This is a genomic window from Streptomyces sp. NPDC051041 (assembly GCF_044456065.1).
GTDB classification, from domain to species: domain Bacteria; phylum Actinomycetota; class Actinomycetes; order Streptomycetales; family Streptomycetaceae; genus Streptomyces; species Streptomyces glaucus.
On record NZ_JBITFM010000015.1, the window covers coordinates 15,669 to 33,051 of the forward strand.

The 17,383-nt window shown below is 72.8% G+C and carries 14 protein-coding genes; 4 read left to right on the top strand and 10 right to left on the bottom strand.

What is annotated here, in order from left to right; translation table 11 throughout:
• Window positions 1–9: 9 nt before the first annotated feature.
• The 9 genes from ACIBAI_RS21745 to ACIBAI_RS21785 form a co-directional block, all read right to left on the bottom strand.
• Window positions 10–1,542 (bottom strand): FAD-dependent monooxygenase, encoded by a 1,533-nt coding sequence (locus ACIBAI_RS21745; protein WP_399036519.1) that lies wholly within the window; start codon window positions 1,540–1,542, stop codon window positions 10–12.
• A gap of 348 nt (window positions 1,543–1,890) precedes the next feature.
• Window positions 1,891–2,775, bottom strand: a complete 885-nt coding sequence (locus tag ACIBAI_RS21750; protein ID WP_399036520.1) for an NAD(P)-dependent oxidoreductase — start codon at window positions 2,773–2,775, stop codon at window positions 1,891–1,893.
• A gap of 61 nt (window positions 2,776–2,836) precedes the next feature.
• Window positions 2,837–4,039: a Cmx/CmrA family chloramphenicol efflux MFS transporter gene (locus ACIBAI_RS21755; RefSeq protein ID WP_399036522.1), complete on the bottom strand. Its 1,203-nt coding sequence runs from the start codon at window positions 4,037–4,039 to the stop codon at window positions 2,837–2,839.
• 98 nt (window positions 4,040–4,137) lie between these two features.
• Window positions 4,138–4,716 (bottom strand): TetR/AcrR family transcriptional regulator, encoded by a 579-nt coding sequence (locus ACIBAI_RS21760; RefSeq protein WP_399036524.1) that lies wholly within the window; start codon window positions 4,714–4,716, stop codon window positions 4,138–4,140.
• 100 nt (window positions 4,717–4,816) lie between these two features.
• A complete protein-coding gene (locus tag ACIBAI_RS21765; RefSeq protein ID WP_399036526.1) occupies window positions 4,817–6,040 on the bottom strand; it encodes an MFS transporter in 1,224 nt (407 codons plus the stop codon).
• A 177-nt stretch (window positions 6,041–6,217) separates the two neighbouring features.
• On the bottom strand, window positions 6,218–6,964 hold the full coding sequence (locus ACIBAI_RS21770; protein ID WP_399036528.1) for an arylmalonate decarboxylase: 747 nt from the start codon (window positions 6,962–6,964) through the stop codon (window positions 6,218–6,220).
• A gap of 64 nt (window positions 6,965–7,028) precedes the next feature.
• Complete coding sequence (locus ACIBAI_RS21775) at window positions 7,029–7,262, bottom strand: tautomerase family protein (RefSeq protein WP_399036529.1); 234 nt, start codon at window positions 7,260–7,262, stop codon at window positions 7,029–7,031.
• Between the two features lie 39 nt (window positions 7,263–7,301).
• Entirely contained in the window at window positions 7,302–11,129 is a 3,828-nt protein-coding gene (locus ACIBAI_RS21780; protein WP_399036531.1) for an amino acid adenylation domain-containing protein, read from the bottom strand.
• Window positions 11,130–11,486: 357 nt separating this feature from the next.
• Window positions 11,487–12,359, bottom strand: coding sequence for an IclR family transcriptional regulator (locus ACIBAI_RS21785; RefSeq protein ID WP_399036534.1), 873 nt, complete (start codon window positions 12,357–12,359; stop codon window positions 11,487–11,489).
• Between the two features lie 928 nt (window positions 12,360–13,287).
• Here ACIBAI_RS21785 and rpmF point away from each other — a divergent pair.
• The 3 genes from rpmF (at window position 13,288) to ACIBAI_RS21800 (ending at window position 15,137) form a co-directional block, all read left to right on the top strand.
• Window positions 13,288–13,458 carry a 50S ribosomal protein L32 gene (rpmF, locus tag ACIBAI_RS21790; RefSeq protein ID WP_399036536.1) on the top strand — a complete coding sequence of 57 codons (171 nt, stop codon included), beginning with the start codon at window positions 13,288–13,290 and terminating at the stop codon, window positions 13,456–13,458.
• A 5-nt stretch (window positions 13,459–13,463) separates the two neighbouring features.
• The gene (locus ACIBAI_RS21795; RefSeq protein ID WP_399036538.1) at window positions 13,464–14,633 is read left to right on the top strand and encodes a GTP-binding protein; all 1,170 of its coding nucleotides are present in this window, start codon (window positions 13,464–13,466) and stop codon (window positions 14,631–14,633) included.
• A gap of 72 nt (window positions 14,634–14,705) precedes the next feature.
• A complete protein-coding gene (locus ACIBAI_RS21800) occupies window positions 14,706–15,137 on the top strand; it encodes a Fur family transcriptional regulator (RefSeq protein WP_399036540.1) in 432 nt (143 codons plus the stop codon).
• Window positions 15,138–15,256: 119 nt separating this feature from the next.
• Here the strand turns inward: ACIBAI_RS21800 and ACIBAI_RS21805 are convergent, their stop codons facing one another.
• Window positions 15,257–16,351: a saccharopine dehydrogenase NADP-binding domain-containing protein gene (locus ACIBAI_RS21805; protein ID WP_399036542.1), complete on the bottom strand. Its 1,095-nt coding sequence runs from the start codon at window positions 16,349–16,351 to the stop codon at window positions 15,257–15,259.
• Window positions 16,352–16,446: 95 nt separating this feature from the next.
• On the opposite strand from ACIBAI_RS21805, the gene ACIBAI_RS21810 reads away from it, so the two are divergent.
• A complete protein-coding gene (locus ACIBAI_RS21810; RefSeq protein WP_399036544.1) occupies window positions 16,447–17,370 on the top strand; it encodes an NAD(P)/FAD-dependent oxidoreductase in 924 nt (307 codons plus the stop codon).
• Window positions 17,371–17,383 lie beyond the last annotated feature (13 nt).

The window sequence follows — 17,383 nt, forward strand, 5'->3', positions numbered from 1 at the left end:
TCGGTGGGGTCAGCCCGCCACGGGCGCGGTCCGCGGCAGGGGGGCCGTGCGGGCCGGGCCCAGCCAGCGGGTGAGTGCGGCGGTGAGCTGCCGCGGGGCCGGGTCGCTGCCTGCGGGGGCCGCCCAGGCGATGTAGCCGTCGGGGCGGCACAGCAGCGCGTCCCACTCCGGCGGCCGCGGGCCGTCGACGGGCACCACCAGCAGCCGGTCGGACCAGGGCCCGGCGGCCTCGGCCAGGGCCGCGTCCGCGCGCGGGGTGAGCAGCAGCAGCGGCAGTGCGGGCGTGAGGAGTTCCGCGGTGGTGCGCGGGCCGTGGTCGGTGCGGAAGCGGTGGTTGGGCAGGAAGCGGCCCTGGAGCGGCGAGGTGGCGTCCGGGTCGGGGTGGGCGACGGACTGGCCGCTGATCTCGTCGGCGACCCGGCGGCCCGCCTCGGGGGTGCGCAGCAGGTCGGCCATCAGGGCGCGCAGCGGGTCGTGTTCCGGGCCGGGCCGCATCAGGGCGGCCTGCGCGCGCGTGTTGGCGATGACCGCCGCGGCGACCGGGCGCCGTTCGCGCGTGTAGCTGTCGAGCAGTTCGGGCGGGGCGTCGCCGCGGGCGACGAGGGCGAGTTTCCAGCCCAGGTTGAAGGCGTCCTGCAGACCGGTGTTCAGGCCCTGGCCGCCGAGCGGCGCGTGCACGTGGGCCGCGTCGCCGGCCAGCAGGACGCGCCCCGCGCGGTAGGTGTCGGCGAGCCGGGTGAAGTCGCTGAACCGGGACAGGTACGTCGCCTCGTCCATGGGGACCGGCCGGCCGAGGATGTGCTCGGCGGCCTCGCGCAGGTCGTCCAGGTGCACGGGTGCGTGCCGGGACGGCAGCGGCAGGCGGAAGTCGTGGGTGAGGACCCGGCTGGGGCCGTGCGGATTGACGTTGATCAGGGTCCAGCCGTCCCGGCCGTGGGTCCAGCCCGGCGGGACGCGGAGCGGGTCGAGCAGCCGGACCCGGCCGATCAGCGCGCTGAACGTCGGCGGGGTGGTGGTGCTCGTGATGCCCGCCTGCTCGCGTACGGTGCTGCGCGCGCCGTCGCAGCCGACGACGTAGTCGGCCTCGACGGTGTGCCGTCCGCTGCCGGTGGCGATGTCGACGCGGACGGTGCGGGGGCCCGGGTGCAGGGCCTCGACGCGCTGTCCGCGCCGGATGTCCGCGTTCAGGCTGCGGGCGCGGGCCTCGAAGACGCCTTCCAGCACCTCCTGGGGCCGGTTGAGTATCGGGACGCCCTCCGCGGTGGGCGTCGATATCTCCAGCACCGGCAGGCCGCCGAAGTGGAAGCCGGTGGTGTGGCGGGAGGTCAGGCTGCCCTCGAAGGGGGTGCGGAGGTAGCCGCGGCGCAGCAGCGACTGCACGCTGCGGGCGTGCAGGGTGCCTGCCCGGGGGATGTCCCGCGGCTTCGCGTGCTCCTCCACCACCACCGTGTCGACGCGTTGCTGGGCCAGCTCGGCGGCGAGCAGCATCCCGACGGGGCCACCGCCGACGATGAGGACGGTGGTCTGCTCGTACGGGGTCATGTGGGCGGCTCCTTACGGCGACGGGCGCGAGTGCTGGGCGGGTGGGGGCGACGGCCGGGCGGCGGGGGCGGCGGCAGGACCGCGGCCGGCCACGGAGGCTGCCCGGCCCCACTCCGGACGTCCCGTGACCGGCCGCGGCCGGTCGTGGGGGTCGGCGCGCACACGGCCGCCGGCCACCAGCGCCTGCGGCCCGGCACGGCGGCCGCCGTGCGGTGCGGGGCGCCGCCGCGGCGAGGGCCGCCCCGCGGGACCCGGCGGCGGGACGCCGCCCCGCGGAACCCCACCGCGGCGGGCCGCCCCGGGGCACCCGCAGCAGCCCTGCCGACCCCGACCTGCTTACGGCTGCGGTTACTTGTCGAAGCTGGCGAAGTACCCCGCCGCCATGTCCTTGTCGCCGTGACCCAGTTCGGAGGCCCGGACGAAACGGGCGTGGCCCGCCTCCACCGTGTCCATGCGGACCCCGGCGCGCCGGGCGGCCTCGAGGACGAGGCGGGCGTCCTTCGCCGCGTTGTCGACGGAGAAGCTGGTGGTGTAGTCGCCGGAGATGACGGCGGCGGACTTGCCCTGGAAGTAGCCGTTGTCCATCGGGCCGCCGCTGACGACCTCGACGAAGTGCTTGGGGTCGACGCCGAGGCCCTCGGCGAGGGCGAGGGCCTCTCCCACCCCGTGGGTGAGGGCGATGACCCAGGTGTTGAGGACCAGCTTCAGGCGGCTGGCGGCGCCGCTCCCGCCGTCGTCGGCCACCCACAGCGTCCGCTTGCCGATGGCGTCGAAGACCGGCGTCAGCGTGTCGCGCACGCTGGGCGCACCGGCCGCCATGACGATCAGCTGGCCCTGCTCGGCGGGCTGGCGGGTGCCCTGCACGGGCGCGTCGACGAAGACGAGGGAGTGCTCGCGGGCGAAGCCCGCCAGCGTGTCGACGGCGTCGCCCACGGTGCTCAGCTGCGCCCAGACGGTGCCCTCGGCGAGGGAGGGGGCGGCCGCGGTGACGGCCTCCAGGGCGGCGGGGCCGTCCTTGACGACGGTGAGCACGATCGAGGCGCCGTCGACGGCCTCGGCGGCGGTGTCCGCGACGTGCACACCGTGGGCGGTCAGCGGCTCGGCCTTGCCGCGGGTGCGGTTCCACGCCCGTACCGGGAAGCCGGCCCGGGCCAGGTTGCGGGCGACCGGGAAGCCGATGATGCCGGTGCCGAGGACGGCGACGGTGGGCTGCGGCGCGGTGGTGTCCGACATGGGGTGTGTTCCTCCGGAAGGGGTCGGCGGTCCGGGGCGGACCGGGACTGGCGGGGTCGGGTCAGGAGACCGCGGACGGTTCGGGGGCGGTCTCGCGGCGGGGCGTTCCGTCGTCGGCGTCGGCCCGGCGGCGCAGGACACCCGAGGTCAGGGCCGCGAGCAGGCCGGCGACGGCGAGCAGGGCGGCGGCGCGGGGCGGCGCGGTGAAGCCCCACCCGGCGTCGATGACGCTGCCGCCGACCCAGGGGCCGAGGGTGTTGCCGACGTTGAACGCCGAGGTGTTGGTCGTGGTGGCCAGCGTCGGGGCGTCGCCCGCCTCCCGCATCACCTGGGCCTGGAGCGCCGGGTTGATGGAGAAGGCGGCCACGCCGAAGGCCACGACGGCGACGACGCACGCGATCCGGTCGTGTGCGGCGAGCGGGAACAGGGCGAGCACCGCGCCCATCGCGGCGATGCCGGCGTACAGGTTGGGCAGCAGGTGCCGGTCGGCGAAGCGCCCGCCGATCAGGCTGCCGAGGAAGCAGCCCGCGCCGAACAGGGCGAGCAGCGGCGGCACCGCGGCCTCGGAGAACCCGGTGACGTCGGTGAACAGCGGCGACAGATAGCTGAAGCAGCAGAAGACGGCGGCCTGGGTGAGCATGGAGGTGCTGAGCGCGACCCAGACGCGCGGGTTGCGGAAGGCGGTGAACTCCGCGCTCAGTCCGGTGTACGGCGCGGTCGGCCGGCGCGGGACGAGGACGGCGACGCCGAGCAGCGCGACGACGGCGAGGGCGTCGACGACCCAGAAGCTGAGCCGCCACCCGGCGTGCTGGCTGAGGAAGGTGCCGGCCGGGACGCCGACCACGTTGGCGACGGTGAGCCCGGCGAACATGATGGCCAGGGCGCGGCCGCGGCGTTCGGGACCGGCGAGGTCGACGGCGACGACGGAGCCGATGCCGAAGAAGGCGCCCTGGGCGAGGGCGGCGATCACCCGGCCGGCCATGAGCACGCCGTAGCCGGGGGCCAGCGCGCAGACCGTCTGGCCGGCGACGAACAGGGCCAGCAGGGCGAGCAGTGAGGTCTTGCGGTTGATCCGCAGGGTGGCCACGGTCAGGGCGGGGCCGCCGATCACCACGCCGAGGGCGTAGCCGGAGATCAGCCAGCCCACGGCCGGGATGGACACCGAGAGGTCGCCGGCCAGGTCCGGGAGCAGTCCGGAGATCATGAACTCGGTCGTTCCGATGCAGAACACGGTCAGGCCGAGGATGTAGACCGCGACGGGCATCGCCACTCCTCGCAAGGGGACGGTCAGGGACGGTCGTTCTGGAATATTCATTAAAGAATCCGGGCAGCCCGAGGCGGCCGTCGCGCGACGCCGACGGCTCAGAGAGCCGCCAGCGTCGTGTCGACGATCCCGGTCAGGGTGCGGCGGTCGGCGGTCTTGCCCAGGACCCGCAGGCCGTACAGGGCGTTGAGGACGAACTGCGCGAGGGCGCGCGGGTCCTTGTCCGCGCCGATCTCGCCGTCCCGCTGCGCCCGGGCGAGCGCGCCGTACAGCGCCTCCTCCACACGTCCGAAGATGTGCCGGACCCGGGCGGTGACGTCCGGGTCGAGGCCGGCCAGCTCCACCGCGGCGTTGACCGCGAGGCAGCCCCGGCGGCCGTCCTGCGCGGCGGCCTCCTCCTCGACGACGGTCATCATCACCGCGCGGATCCGCTCCCGGACCCCCTCCGGCCCTTCCAGGACGGCTTCCTGGCGGGTCGTCCACTGGTCCTCGTACCGCCGCAGCACCTCCTGGAAGAGGCGGTGCTTGCTGGTGAAGGCGTTGTACAGGCTGCCGCGCCCCAGTCCGGTGCTGTCCACCAGGTCCTGGGCGGACGTCGCCGCGTACCCCTTGCGCCAGAAGGCGTCCATCGCGGCGTCGAGCGCGCGGTCGGGGTCGAACTGCTTCGGACGGGCCATGGTTCGAGCATGACATGTTATGGAACGATCAGTCAAATTCTGTCGGCGCTCCCCCGGCCCGGCCGGGCCGGGGGCATCCGCACCAGGGCCCGTCCACCGGCTACCGGGTCACCCGGTGGCCCGGCGTGAAGCCGTGCGCCTTCGCCGCCGCGACGACGCCCAGGGCGGCCAGCGCCAGGACGAGCAGCGCCCACGGGAAGGCCGCCGCTCCGGCGGACTCCAGCAGCAGGCCGCCGACCAGGCCGCCGCCGGCCACGGCCAGGTTGAAGATGGTGACGAGCATCGACTGGGCGACGTCGGCCCCCTCCCCGGCGGCGTCGGCGATCGCCGTCTGCAGCAGGGTGGGCGCGCCGCCGAAGGTCAGGCCCCAGGCGACGATGCCGGGGAAGACCGCCCACGCCGACTCGTGCCCGATCCCCAGGACCAGGGCGGCGGCGGCGAACACGGCGAGGCTCACCAGCGTGACCGCGCGCAGCTTGCTGTCGACCAGGACACCGGTTCCCCAGATGCCGACGATGGCGGAGGCGCCGAAGACCAGCAGGGCCACGTCGACCCGGCCGCCGAGGCCGGATTCGTCCAGGAACGGGGCGATGTAGGTGTAGAGGATGTTGTGGCCCAGGATCCAGAAGAAGACCACGGCGAGGACGGGGCGGACGCCGGGCGTGGTGAAGATCCGCCGGATCGGCAGGCGGTCGGCCGCGGCCTGGCCGGGCACGTCGGGCACCAGGGCCCGCACCCAGGCCATGAGCAGCAGCGCCACGGCGGACATGATCCAGAAGACGCCGCGCCAGTCGAACAGCGACCCGAGCCAGGTGCCCAGCGGCACACCGGCGGTCAGGGCGATCGGCTGCCCGACGCCGACGACGGCCAGCGCCCGGCCCTGCAGGTGCGCGGGGACCAGGCGGCGGGCGTAGCCGGCCAGCAGGCCCCAGATGACGCCGGAGGCCATGCCCGCGACGAACCGGGCGACGAGGGTCAGGCCGTAGGCGGCGGACAGCGCGGTGACGGTGTTGAACACGAACAGGCCGCCCACGGCCCACAGCAGCAGCGGCCGCCGGTTCATGCTGCGGGTGGCGGCGATCACGGGAATGGCCGCCACGGTCGATCCGATGGCGTACAGCGTGACGAGCTGGCCCGCCCACGCCTCGGACACGTCGAGGCCGCCGCCGATCTGCGGCAGCAGGCCGGCGGGCATCGTCTCGGTCATGATGGCGAGGAAACCGGCGGTGGTGAACGCCAGCAGGCGCCCCACGGGAAGCCGGCTCTCGCTCTGCACCCCCTCCGGGTGCAGGACGGTCGTTTCGGTGCTGCCAGGACTACTCACGGGATGTCTCCAGGTAGGGCGCGGATCCGCGGCCGGATCCGCGTTCTGACGTGCCGTCGGGTGGGCGCGGCGACCGCCGCGCCCGGGGCGGTCGCCAGGCCTGTCGTGCGGATCGGCCCGGCTGCGGGGTGCGCCGGCTCGCAGCGCACCCGAGCGGGCTGATCCGGCCGACAGGGGTCAGTGGTGGGCCAGCAGCGTGCCGAAGCCGTGCAGCCGGTCCTCGATGCCGCTGCTGCGCAGGGCGTGCCAGTACAGGACCGCGTTGTTGGAGATGACCGGCTTGCCGAGCCACGTCTCGGCGGCGGTGGCGAACCGCATCATCGGGACGTTGGTGCCGACCTGGACGATCGCCTCCACGTCCGCGCTGTCCACTTCCCGCACGGCGTCGCGCAGCTGCGCCTCGGTGACGTGGGAGATCTTCGCGGGGCTGGGCATGCCGAGGCCCTGGATGGAGACGACGTCGTAGCCGCTGTCCTTGAAGAAGCGGCTCACGGAGTCGTCGCCGAGGGGCAGGTAGGGGGTGATGACGCCGATGCGGCGGGCGTCCAGGGCGGTGAGCGCGGCCTTGATCGCGTCGGGGCTCATGATGACGGGCAGCCCGTCCGCGGCCGACCTCATCGACTCCAGGACCCGGGCGTGGGAGTCGGGGCCGTCCCAGTAGCTCTCCGGCGAGACACCGATGATCACGCAGTCGGGGCTGCAGCTGACGACGCTGCGGATCGCCGGGTGGGTGGAGTTGCGGATGCTGTGCATCACGTGGTCGAAGCCGGGCTCGTCCTCCATGGAGTCGTCGTTGATCACCATGCGGCCGATGTGGTTGGTCACGCCGACGGGCCGCATCGCGTCCAGCTCGGGCTGGGCCGAGGTGTTGGTGGACGGGACGACGGCGCCGACCTTCAGACGGTAGCCGAGCATGTCGGTCATGGGGTTCTCCTCGGGGGCGGTGCGGGTCCCGCCCGCCCGGGGCGGGCGGGACCCGTCGACGGGCTTACCGGGTGCGGTAGTTCGGTTCCTTGATCAGCAGGTGGGCGCGGCCCTGGACCTCCGGGACGGTGACCGCCTCGGCCCAGTCGTCCGCGGCGACGGGCTCCAGGGCGATGGAGACCGCCCCGTCGTAGGTGCCGAAGTGGTCGACCACGACCGCCGTGACCGCCTCGGCCAGGCGCTGCTTCTGCTCGTCGGTGAAGTCGTGCGGGAAGTGCTTGATGTGGACGTGCGGCACGGTGCTCCTCCGTGTGCTGCGGGAGTGGGGACTGCCGGGTCAGCGGATCAGGCGGGCGCGGATCGCCGCCACCAGCTCGCCGACGCCGCGTTCCTTCAGTACGTCGTAGTGGTCGCCGTCGAGGCTGATCACCGTGGGCGGCGCGGCGGACCAGCCGGAGCGGCCCTCGATGAACGAGTAGTCGTCGCCGGCCGCCTTGAAGAGCGTCACCGGTGCGTTCAGCCTCCGCTCGGCCAGTTCGCGGAAGCTGTACTCGAACTCGTAGGTCTCGGCGACGATGCGGGTGATACGCCGGATCAGGTCCTCGCCGAGGGCGGGCAGCAGCTCGGCGACGAAGGTGACGAAGCCGTCCTCGTCGTGGACCGTGGCCAGGCACTCCTCGAGGTCCGGCCCGCTGATGGTGCCGGTGAAGACGGAGAACAGGATGGTGACGTAGGCGGGGTTGGCGTAGCTCGCCTCGCGGCCGAAGCGGTCCGCCTCCGCGGCCCGGACCTTGGGGTTGCCGGGGCAGATCAGCAGCAGGTTCTCCACCGTCTGCCCGGCCTGCTCCAGCTGCCAGGCGGCCTCGAACGCCACCCGGGCGCCGAAGGAGTAGCCCCACAGGGTGTACGGCCCCTCGGGCTGGACCCGGCGTATCTCGGCGACGTCGGCGGCGGCCATCTCGCGGACCGTCGGGTAGGGCGTCTCCCCGGGGTTGATGCCGTGCGCCTGGATGCCGTGGAAGGGGCGTCCGAGCGCGGCCTCGCGGGCCAGCAGCCGCAGGTTCATCGGGTAGCCGCCGAGGCCGGGCCAGCAGAACACCGGGGCGCCGGTGCCGTCGGTGGAGAGCGGCACGAGCCGGGAGGCCGGCGCGTCGGAGTCCTCGGCGATGCGGGCGGCGAGATCGGCGAGCCTGGGGCTTTCGAAGACGACCTGGAGGGGCAGCCGGGTGCCGAAGGTGCGGTTGATCCGGTTCACCAGGGACACCGCGGTCAGCGAGTTGCCGCCGGCGGCGAAGAAGTCGTCCTCGACGGAGACGTTCTCGTACTTCAGCGCCCTGCCCCAGGCCTCGGCGAGCCACCGCTCGTGGTGGGTGGCGGGGGCGACGTACGGCGCGTCGCCGCCGGCCGTGCGCACCTCCTCCAGGGCGGCGAGCGCCTTCGCGTCGACCTTGCCGTTCGCGGTGAGCGGCAGCGCGTCCAGCACCAGGACCCGGTTGGGGATCATGTAGTCGGGCAGGAAGTTCGCCAGCTCGTCCTTGATGATCTCGGCGGGGCCCTTCATGTGGACGCTGTCCTCGCGCATGCCCTCGCTGCGGATCTGCTCCTGGTCGACCTTGCCGCCCAGGAAGAAGTACGAGGCGCCCGTGGCGATGCCGCAGGAGGCGAGGATGTCGTCGATGCGGCGGGCGGCGGGCAGCGGATGCCCGGTCTTGGAGCTGTAGCCGGAGGACATGAAGCCGAACCGCAGCCCGTTGCGCTGGAGGTGGTGCAGCCTGGTGCCGAGGCAGACGTACTCCAGCCAGGGTTCGGCGGCGCGGCTGACGGCGGTGATGCCGAAGGAGGCGCGCTGGTAGACCGCCTGGTTGATGGCGATGACGTGCTTGGCCTGCACGAGTTCGCCGGAGATCCGCTCGAAGTCGCCGTCGCGCCAGCGGTACTGGCCCTCGGGCAGGCCGTCGACGCGGCCGGGGTGGGCCTGGACGAAGAGTTCGGTGGGGTCCGGGGCGGGTGTGCCGTCGTCGCCGCGGATCTCGAACGTGCCGAGGTAGTGGTCCTCCTCGGCGACCGACAGCCGCTCCTTGACGGCGGGGTCGTGGACCAGGGGGCGGATGGTGAGCCCGTACTCGGGCAGGACCTCTTCGAAGACGCCCACCATGTGGCCGGTCTCGAACTCCAGGACCTCCAGGATGTTGTTCTTGTAGACCGGTTCGATCGCCTGCCGCTTGCCGCTGAAGTGCACCAGCAGCCGGCCCGGCCCGGCCGTGGTGCGGCCGGTGACGCGGACCAGGGCGTGGTCGGCGGGGTGGTAGTAGTACACGCCCGGGTCCAGGCCGGCCAGGCCGCCGGTCTCCAGGTACAGCTGGGTGGCGTACAGCGCGCCGGGAGAGGCGTAGGCGTACTTCGGCAGCAGCCGCTCGTCGCTGTGGTACTGGCCGAACCAGCGCAGCAGCTCGCCGAGTTCGCCGGAGGTCAGCCCGGCGGCGTCCCGGGGGTGCGTGCCGCCGGTGGGGCGGGGCGCGAGCAGGGCGGCCAGCTCGTCGCGGGTGACCCGTCCGCCCTCGTAGAAGCGGTAGGTCTTGCGGGCGAACACCTCGCGCCGCTGCCGCTCGGACTCCTGCCGCCCCGGCAGTTCGATGACCGGCAGGCCCTCGAGCTGCTGCGGCGAACGCAGGCCCGGGTTGGACAGCTGGGCCCGCACCTGGAGCCGGCTGGACTTGGACTGGTGGTGCGCGCCGTGGTTGCCCTGGTCCATCAGGGCCGCTTCCTTCGGGTTCAGCTCCACGCAGGCGACCAGGTTCTGGAAGCCGGTGCGCTCGTCGTCGGTGACGACGGCGGCGGCCCGGCGCACCCAGGTGTGCTCCTCGATGGCCAGGGCGATCTCGTCCAGCTCCACCCGGTAGCCGCGCAGCTTGACCTGGTTGTCGGCGCGGCCCACGAACTGGATCGAGCCGTCGGGGTTCCAGTAGGCCAGGTCGCCGGTGCGGTACAGCCGCTCGGTCGGCACGAACGGCGAGGGCACGAACCGCTCCCTCGTCTGGTCCGGACGGTGCAGGTAGCCGCGCGCCAACTGCACGCCCCCGATGTAGAGTTCGCCGGTCTCGCCGATGTCGACGGGGGCGAGCTGCTCGTCCAGGATGAAGCACTGCGTGTTGTCGACGGGCACGCCGATCGGCACCGCGCCCGTGCCCTCGCCCAGCTCCTCGGGGTCCACCAGATGGGCGGTGGCGTTGATGGTGCACTCGGTCGGTCCGTACAGGTTGACCAGGCTCGCCCACGGCAGCGCCTCGCCCAGAGCGCGGGCCAGCGGCCGGGAGAGCGCCTCGCCGCCGGAGAACACCTTGCGCAGCGAGGTGCAGGCGGCCAGCCGCTCGGTGTCCAGCAGCGCCTGGAGCAGCGTGGGCACGCACTGGAGCGTGGTGACCTCGTGCGCGAGGACGGTGTCGATCAGCGCCTCGGGGTCCCGGTAGATGCCCGGTGCGCCCACCACCACCCGGGCGCCCTGGGCCGGGGCGAGGATCTCCCACTGGGCGGCGTCGAAGCTCATCGGCGTCTTCTGGAGCACCGTGACCCCCGCGTCAAGGTGCCCGCACAGCTGCATCCAGCGCATCTGCGACACGATGCTCCGGTGCTCGATCATCACGCCCTTCGGGCGGCCCGTGCTGCCGGAGGTGTAGATGACGTAGGCCAGTGAGTCCGGCCGCGGCCCGGCGGGTACGGGTCCCCGGTGGCCGCGGGCGTCGGCGGCGGTGACGATGCGGGTCCCGCGCGGCGCCAGCGCGGTGAGGCGGTCCCTGAGGTGTTCCTGGGTGACGATGACCCGGGTGCGGCTGTCCTCGATCATGTACCGCAGCCGGTCCTCGGGGTACTCCGGCGAGAGCGGCAGGTAGGCGGCGCCGGCGTGCAGGATGCCCCAGACCCCGGTGGTCAGCTCCAGGGAGGGCTCGACGTACAGCCCCACGCAGTCGTCCGCGCCGACGCCCAGTTCGTGGAGGTGTCCGGCCAGTTCGCCGGAGGTCTCGCGCAGTTCGCGGTAGGTCAGGTGCGCCTCGCCGCAGACGACGGCGACGGCGTCGGGCCGGGCGTCCGTCTGCTGGTCCAGCAGGCCGGTCAGGCAGGTGATCGGTCGTATGTCATGGGTCCGGGTGAGCGATGGTGCGGTGGTCAAAGCATCCCCCATGGAATTCGGACAGACAGATGAACAGACACTGGACGGAATGCGATCGCCAGGGTCAGACTGTTCCGGAAAATTCCTGCGCCCCCATGGAACAATTGGCGATTACCCCTGTCAACTTTGCGATCATGCCTCTGACCTGCAATTTCTCACCCCGAGAGAAAACTTCGAGACCCTCGCGATGTGACGATGGCCTCTTTTTCGCCAGGCGAGAAAGCAAAAAGACATGGCGGCCGGAAAGAATCCCTCGGCGGCATGACGAAGAGCGCCGGCCGGGGCCGCGGCGAAGCGGCCCCGACCGGCGCTCGGTCGTGCTGGGCGATGGCCGGACGGTCTGGTCCGGGAGCCGGCTCAGTCGTCGAGGACGACCAGCCTCCGCACCTCCTCGGCGGCCGCGCGGACGGCGGCGATGTGCGGGGCGCGCTCGGTCGGCGTGAGCGCGCCCGGGGCGAGGAGGGTGACCGCGCCGATGACGAGGTCGCCCCAGAACACGGGCGCCGCGAGAGAGTCCCAGCCGGCGGCGCACTCCTCCAGCCCCAGGGCGTATCCCTTGGCGCGGACCTCCGCCAGCGAGGCGAGCATCCGTTCGCCGTCGCGGCAGGCGCCGGGGCCCATGCCGTCCGGGACCGGCTCCGCGGCCACCCGGCGCTGGACCGATTCGGGCAGGTGGGCGAGGATCGCCCGCCCGGAGGCTCCGATCCGCAACGAGCGGTGGGAGAAGACCAGTTCGCGCGGCCCCAGGCCGACCTCGGAGAGGTCGGAGGCGCCCACCGCCATCTCGATGCACTGGCGCTGCATACCGGCGAAGGAGCTGAGCCCGTAGAGGAAGACGAGGCTTCCCTCGACGCTCAGCCGCAGCCGTTCCAGGACGGCGCGCAGGGCGTCGCCGTCGACGGCCTGCTCCAGCGCGCCGACGCCGAGCAGTGCCGCCTGCGGGCCGAGCCGGTAGCGGCCGCGCCCCACCTGGAGGAAGGTGCCGTGGGCGACTCCGGAACGCAGGATGCGGTGCACGGCGGAGTCGTCGATGCCGGAAGCCCTGGCCAGTTCGGCGAGGCCCTGCGGGCCGCCGCCGAGTTCGGTGAAGGCCTGCTGGACCCGGAAGACGCGCTCGGCATGGCTGGTGCCGCCGGTACGCCGCACCCCTCTGGGGGTGGCCGGGCGGCGACCGGGCCGCGAGGCGACGCCGGCCGGCCCGGTGGTGGTGTACGTGGACGTGATGGACATGGGAACGAGCCCTCTCTGGAAGTCGTGGGGCAGCGGGCCTGCGGTCGCGGACACCGCCGGTACCGCTGGAAGACCAGAGGAGATGCTGGTGCGCACGACGTCTTCCCCCCTGTTCGGTCGGCGCTCTCATCACCGGTTTAACAGCAACGTAACAACAGACCGCTCACGCTGCTTCTGACTGAAACATGACCGTGAGTGAGCACTCGGGCACCCTTCCTACCCGAGAACGGGGCGGCGCACCGTGAAGAGCGTCACATCCAGCGAAAGCACAACGCATCGTCAAGAGTGCGGACGTATAAGGGATCGCCTCATTCCGCCTGATCGGTAGTCCGGGTCGGCGTCGATCATGGAACGCTCGGCGCCGGACGAGTTGCACCACCTGTTCCAGCGGGTGGTGCCGCCCGCTCCGTCGTGGCCACGAAGACGGTCGCCGCCGGTCTTCGGCCCGTCGGGGCCGACCGCGCACCGGCGTTCCACCGAGTGGAGTGCCGCCCGGCCCGGCACCCCGGACGAGCAGGCGTCCGCCGGGGCCTGCCACCGGGACGGCGGCAGCGCGGCCCGCCGCAGGATCACCGGCACCCGGGCCTTCCCCGGCCGGCGCGGGGCGGGCGGCCCCTCACCCCCGAAGCCGCACTGCCGTTCCCCGACGCACAGGAGCGGCACGAAGCCCTCGGCGAAGCCGAGGCGCGCACGCGGTCGGCGTGCGCAGACGTGACCGACATCGCGGTCTGCGCCCTGGCCCCGGACGCTCGGCGCCGCCGGTACGCGAGCGGTTGCCCGTCCCCTGCTGCGACATGCCGTCCGGCGACAGTTACCGTAAATGAAAACCGTTGTCGTATGCTGTCGCTGTCTCCCTGGTGCGGTGTCGTGGTTGACGATCTCCGACCCGGTCGAGGCCATCCCCCGTCCTGACCGAGAGGAAGCGCCCATGGCCGTGCCCAAGCGAAAGATGTCCCGCAGCAACACCCGCCACCGCCGCGCCCAGTGGAAGGCGAACACGCCGAACCTGGTTCCGGTCACGGTGGACGGCGTGACGCATCTGGTGCCGCAGCGCCTCGTCCCCGCCTGCCGGCGCGGCCTGCTGCGTCCGGAGGGCTGACGCGGATGTCCGCACAGCGCCTGCCCGTCACCGTATTGTCGGGCTTCCTCGGCGCCGGCAAGACCACGCTCCTCAACCACGTCCTCACCAACCGCGAGGGCCTGCGCGTGGCGGTGATCGTCAACGACATGAGCGAGATCAACATCGATGCCGCCCTCGTACGCGGCGGCGAGGCCGCGCTCTCCCGCACCGAGGAGCGGCTGGTGGAGATGACCAACGGCTGCATCTGCTGCACGCTGCGGGACGACCTGCTGGAGGAAGTCGGTCGCCTGGCCCGGGACGGCCGCTTCGACTACCTGCTCATCGAGTCGAGCGGCATCTCCGAGCCGATGCCCGTGGCCGCCACCTTCGCCCTCGGCCGCGACGACGGAGCCACTCTGGAGGACGTGGCCCGGCTGGACACCATGGTCACCGTCGTGGACGCCGCCAACTTTCTCACCGAACTGAGCACCGGGGACGACCTGGCCGAACGCGGACTCGCTCCCTTCGAGGACGACGAGCGCACCGTGAGCGACCTGCTGATCGACCAGGTCGAGTTCGCCGACGTGCTGGTGCTCAACAAGCTGGACCTGGTCGGCGACGCCGACGCCGACCAGGTGCGTGGCGTGCTGACACGGCTCAACCCGACGGCGAGTCTGATCTCCGCCGTACACGGCCGGGTCGACGTCCGCGACGTCCTGGAGACCGGGCGGTTCGACCTGGAGCGCGCACAGCAGGCGCCGGGCTGGGTGAAGGAACTCAACGGCGACCATGTCCCGGAGACCGAGGAGTACGGCATCTCCTCCCTGGTCTTTCGATCCTCCGCCCTGTTCCATCCCGAGCGGCTGTGGGCCTTCGTCACCGAGGAACTGGACAGCGGAAAGCACGGCCGAGTGCTGCGTTCCAAGGGCTTCTTCACGCTCGCCGGCCGCGAGGGCGTGACGGGCCTGTGGTCGCAGGCCGGGGCCGTGGCCCGCTTCGAGCCGTCCGGCACCCGGGACGCCGGCCTGCCCCACGCCCAGGAACTGGTGTTCATCGGCGTCGGTCTGCGGGAGCCGAGCCTGCGCACCGCCCTCTCCGCGTGCCTGATGGCCGAGGGCGAACAGCTGCCTGCCGACGACCCCTTCCCCTCCTGGGACACCGGCCAGGCCTGCGATCCCGAGCACGGTCACCGGAGTCCGGCAGGGGCCGTCTAGCCGGATCACAGGGACGTCCGCTCATGTCCGGCGGCCCCGGACGGCCGTCCGGGAGCGACGGGAGGCACACTGATGCACGGAACGGTCCGCGGCGAATGGCGCCCGACCCCGCAGCGAGCCGCCGTCCTCGCGGCCCTGCACGCCTGCGACGGTTTCGTCTCGGCACAGACCCTGCACGCCGCGCTGGTCACGGACGGCGTGGCGGTGGGGCTGACCACCGTCTACCGCACCCTTCGGTTACTGGAGGCTGCCGGACGCGTCGACGTGGTACGTGAAAGCGACGGTGAGCGTCTCTACCGGCCCAGGCCGGATGGCGGTCACCGTCACTATCTCGTGTGCCGGGAGTGCGGCCTCAGCCTGGCGGTCGACTCCGAAGAGGTCGAACAGTGGGTGGCGAGGATCGCGCGCGACATCGGGTTCCACTCGGTGGACCACACCGTCGAACTGACGGGTGTGTGCGACGGCTGCCGCACCGGACGGGCCGGCCGCCGAACGGATCCCTGACCGGCCGACCGGCCCGGAAGTACCGGTGACGGATCCGGTGCGCGGGCGATCGGCAGCCGGTGCGCCCACCCGGCCGTCCCGCAGGCCCCGCGGACAGGGGAGCGCACCGGCTGGACCCCTCACAGCATCTGCAGCTCCGCCGCGTCATCGGCCGCCAGGTCTTCGACGACCCGCGCGGGATCGAGCACGTCCGCGGCGAAGTGCACGCCCGGAGCGACCGCCCCGCGGAGCGTATGCAGCCCGGCGGCGGCAGCGAGGAACCCGCTCAGCTCGTAGGAGTCGGCGGCACGCAGGACGAGTCGCGCGGCCGGCGGACCGTCCGCCGTGCCGGCCCGGAGGTGGAACTCCTGTCCGTACCAGGCTCCGTGGCGCCGCACGTCCTCGTCGGCCGCCGCGACCAGTTCGGCGGTCTCCGTGCTGTCCAGCGCCCAGGCCATGGCCAGTTCCTCGGCCAGCCGCCCGCCACCGAAGACGTTGTACCAGCGCACCTGGCCGATGCCCGTGGCGCGGGCCAGCCGGACGGCCTCGGCGGACAGGAAGGGGAAGGCGTCGACGGGTGCGGGAAAGGCGTCGAGCCGCATTCCCCGGCGGGGGGCCAGCGCACGTTCCTGTATGCGGCCGTCCCGCCAGGCGGCCCCCGAGGTGCCGTGCTCCGGCCCCCGGCCGAGCAGCACGTCGCCGGCGGCTGCCGGGGTGAGCGGCGCGACGCCCCCGATGTAGGCGTCCAGCGCGACGGCACCGGTGACGGGGGTGGAGGCGGCGAGCGCACGGGGCAACAGCGACGACAGGCCCGGCAGTACGCCCGCGGAGAGCACGGCCACGCGTCCGGCGGCGGCCCATCGTTCGGCTCCCCCGTCGGCGGACAGCAGAGTGCGGACCGGGTCGTCACCGGCCGCGTCGACGTAGTCCGCGCCGTGGCGCAGCGCGGCCTGCGCGACCGCGTCGAGGACGCGGTAGGAGGGCCCCGCGCAGTTGACGACGAGCCGGCAGCGCGCCGCGAAGCGGTCCAGCGCGTCGGAGTCGGTCAGGTCGACGGCCGTGGCGCTCGCGTCCGGGCCCTCCTCCGGGAGGCCCGCGATCAGCGCTTCCGCCCGGTCCGGGTCGCGTCCGGCCACCAGCAACGGGTGGACACCCGCGCGGTGGAGCCGTCGTACGACCGCGCCGCCGACCGCTCCGTAGCCGCCCATCACGCCGATGGCTTCAGTGTGTTGCACCGGTGTTCCTCACCCTTTCCCGGCGATCCGCCAAATGAAAATGATAATTATTACCGTAGTTGGTGTTCGAACGGACTACGGAAGAAGTGACGACGATGTACGACGTGATCGTGGTGGGCGGAGGGCCCGCGGGCCTCAACGCGGCGCTGGTGTCCGGGCGCCAGCGCAGACGGGTCCTCCTGCTGGACTCGGGTCGCCCGCGCAACGCGCCCGCGGCGCACATGCACATGTTCCTCAGCCGCGACGGCTTCGACCCCGCCGAACTGCGCCGCATAGGCCGGGAGCAGCTCACCGCCTACCCGGACGTGGAGGTGCGTGAGGCCACCGCCACGGCCGCCGCGTCCGCGCCGCAGGGGTTCACCGTGACGCTGGCGGACGGCACGGAGGAGCGTGCCCGCAAACTGGTCCTCGCCACGGGACAGGTCGACGTGCTCGACGACCAGGTGGAGGGACTGTCCGCGTTGTTCGGCCGCGGGGTGTACCACTGTCCGTTCTGCCACGGCTGGGAGACCAGCGGGATGAGCCTGGCCGTCCTGGGACACGAATTGCCGCAGGTGATGCAGGCCCTGTACGTGGCCGACCGTTTCAGCGGCGATGTGATCGTGTGCACCAACGGGCATCCGGTGCCCGAGCAGGCCGCGGGCAGGCTCGCCGGCGCCGGGATCGCCGTGGAGGAGACGGCGGTGGCCCGGATCGAGGGTGAGGAAGGCGCCGTCCGCCTGGTCCTCGCCGACGGCCGGGTGCTGGAGCGGCAGGGCGTCTACCACCGGGCGCCCACCCGTCAGCATTCGCCGCTGGCCGAGCAGTTGGGGTGCCGGATGCTGCCGGACGGCTGTGTGCGGGTGGACGAGTTCCAGCGCACCTCCGTGCCCGGTGTGTACGCGGCCGGGGACACCGCCCGGCTGGAGGCGCTGCCGGACGCCCTCACCTTCGTGATCACGGGAGCCGCCGACGGCGCCCGTGCCGCGGTCTGGCTGGACCAGGAACTGTTCCGTGAGGACGCCGGTCTGAACGGCTGACGCCGTGGGGGCG

Bases quoted from the DNA above. Each gene is read 5' to 3' on its own strand.
- ACIBAI_RS21745 (WP_399036519.1), bottom strand. From the start codon at position 1,542: ATGACCCCGTACGAGCAGACCACCGTCCTCATCGTCGGCGGTGGCCCC.
- ACIBAI_RS21800 (WP_399036540.1), top strand. From the start codon at position 14,706: ATGCACGGAACGGTCCGCGGCGAATGGCGCCCGACCCCGCAGCGAGCC.
- ACIBAI_RS21810 (WP_399036544.1), top strand. From the start codon at position 16,447: ATGTACGACGTGATCGTGGTGGGCGGAGGGCCCGCGGGCCTCAACGCG.
- ACIBAI_RS21750 (WP_399036520.1), bottom strand. From the start codon at position 2,775: ATGTCGGACACCACCGCGCCGCAGCCCACCGTCGCCGTCCTCGGCACC.
- ACIBAI_RS21795 (WP_399036538.1), top strand. From the start codon at position 13,464: ATGTCCGCACAGCGCCTGCCCGTCACCGTATTGTCGGGCTTCCTCGGC.
- ACIBAI_RS21785 (WP_399036534.1), bottom strand. From the start codon at position 12,359: ATGTCCATCACGTCCACGTACACCACCACCGGGCCGGCCGGCGTCGCC.
- ACIBAI_RS21770 (WP_399036528.1), bottom strand. From the start codon at position 6,964: ATGACCGACATGCTCGGCTACCGTCTGAAGGTCGGCGCCGTCGTCCCG.
- ACIBAI_RS21755 (WP_399036522.1), bottom strand. From the start codon at position 4,039: ATGCCCGTCGCGGTCTACATCCTCGGCCTGACCGTGTTCTGCATCGGA.
- ACIBAI_RS21760 (WP_399036524.1), bottom strand. From the start codon at position 4,716: ATGGCCCGTCCGAAGCAGTTCGACCCCGACCGCGCGCTCGACGCCGCG.
- rpmF (WP_399036536.1), top strand. From the start codon at position 13,288: ATGGCCGTGCCCAAGCGAAAGATGTCCCGCAGCAACACCCGCCACCGC.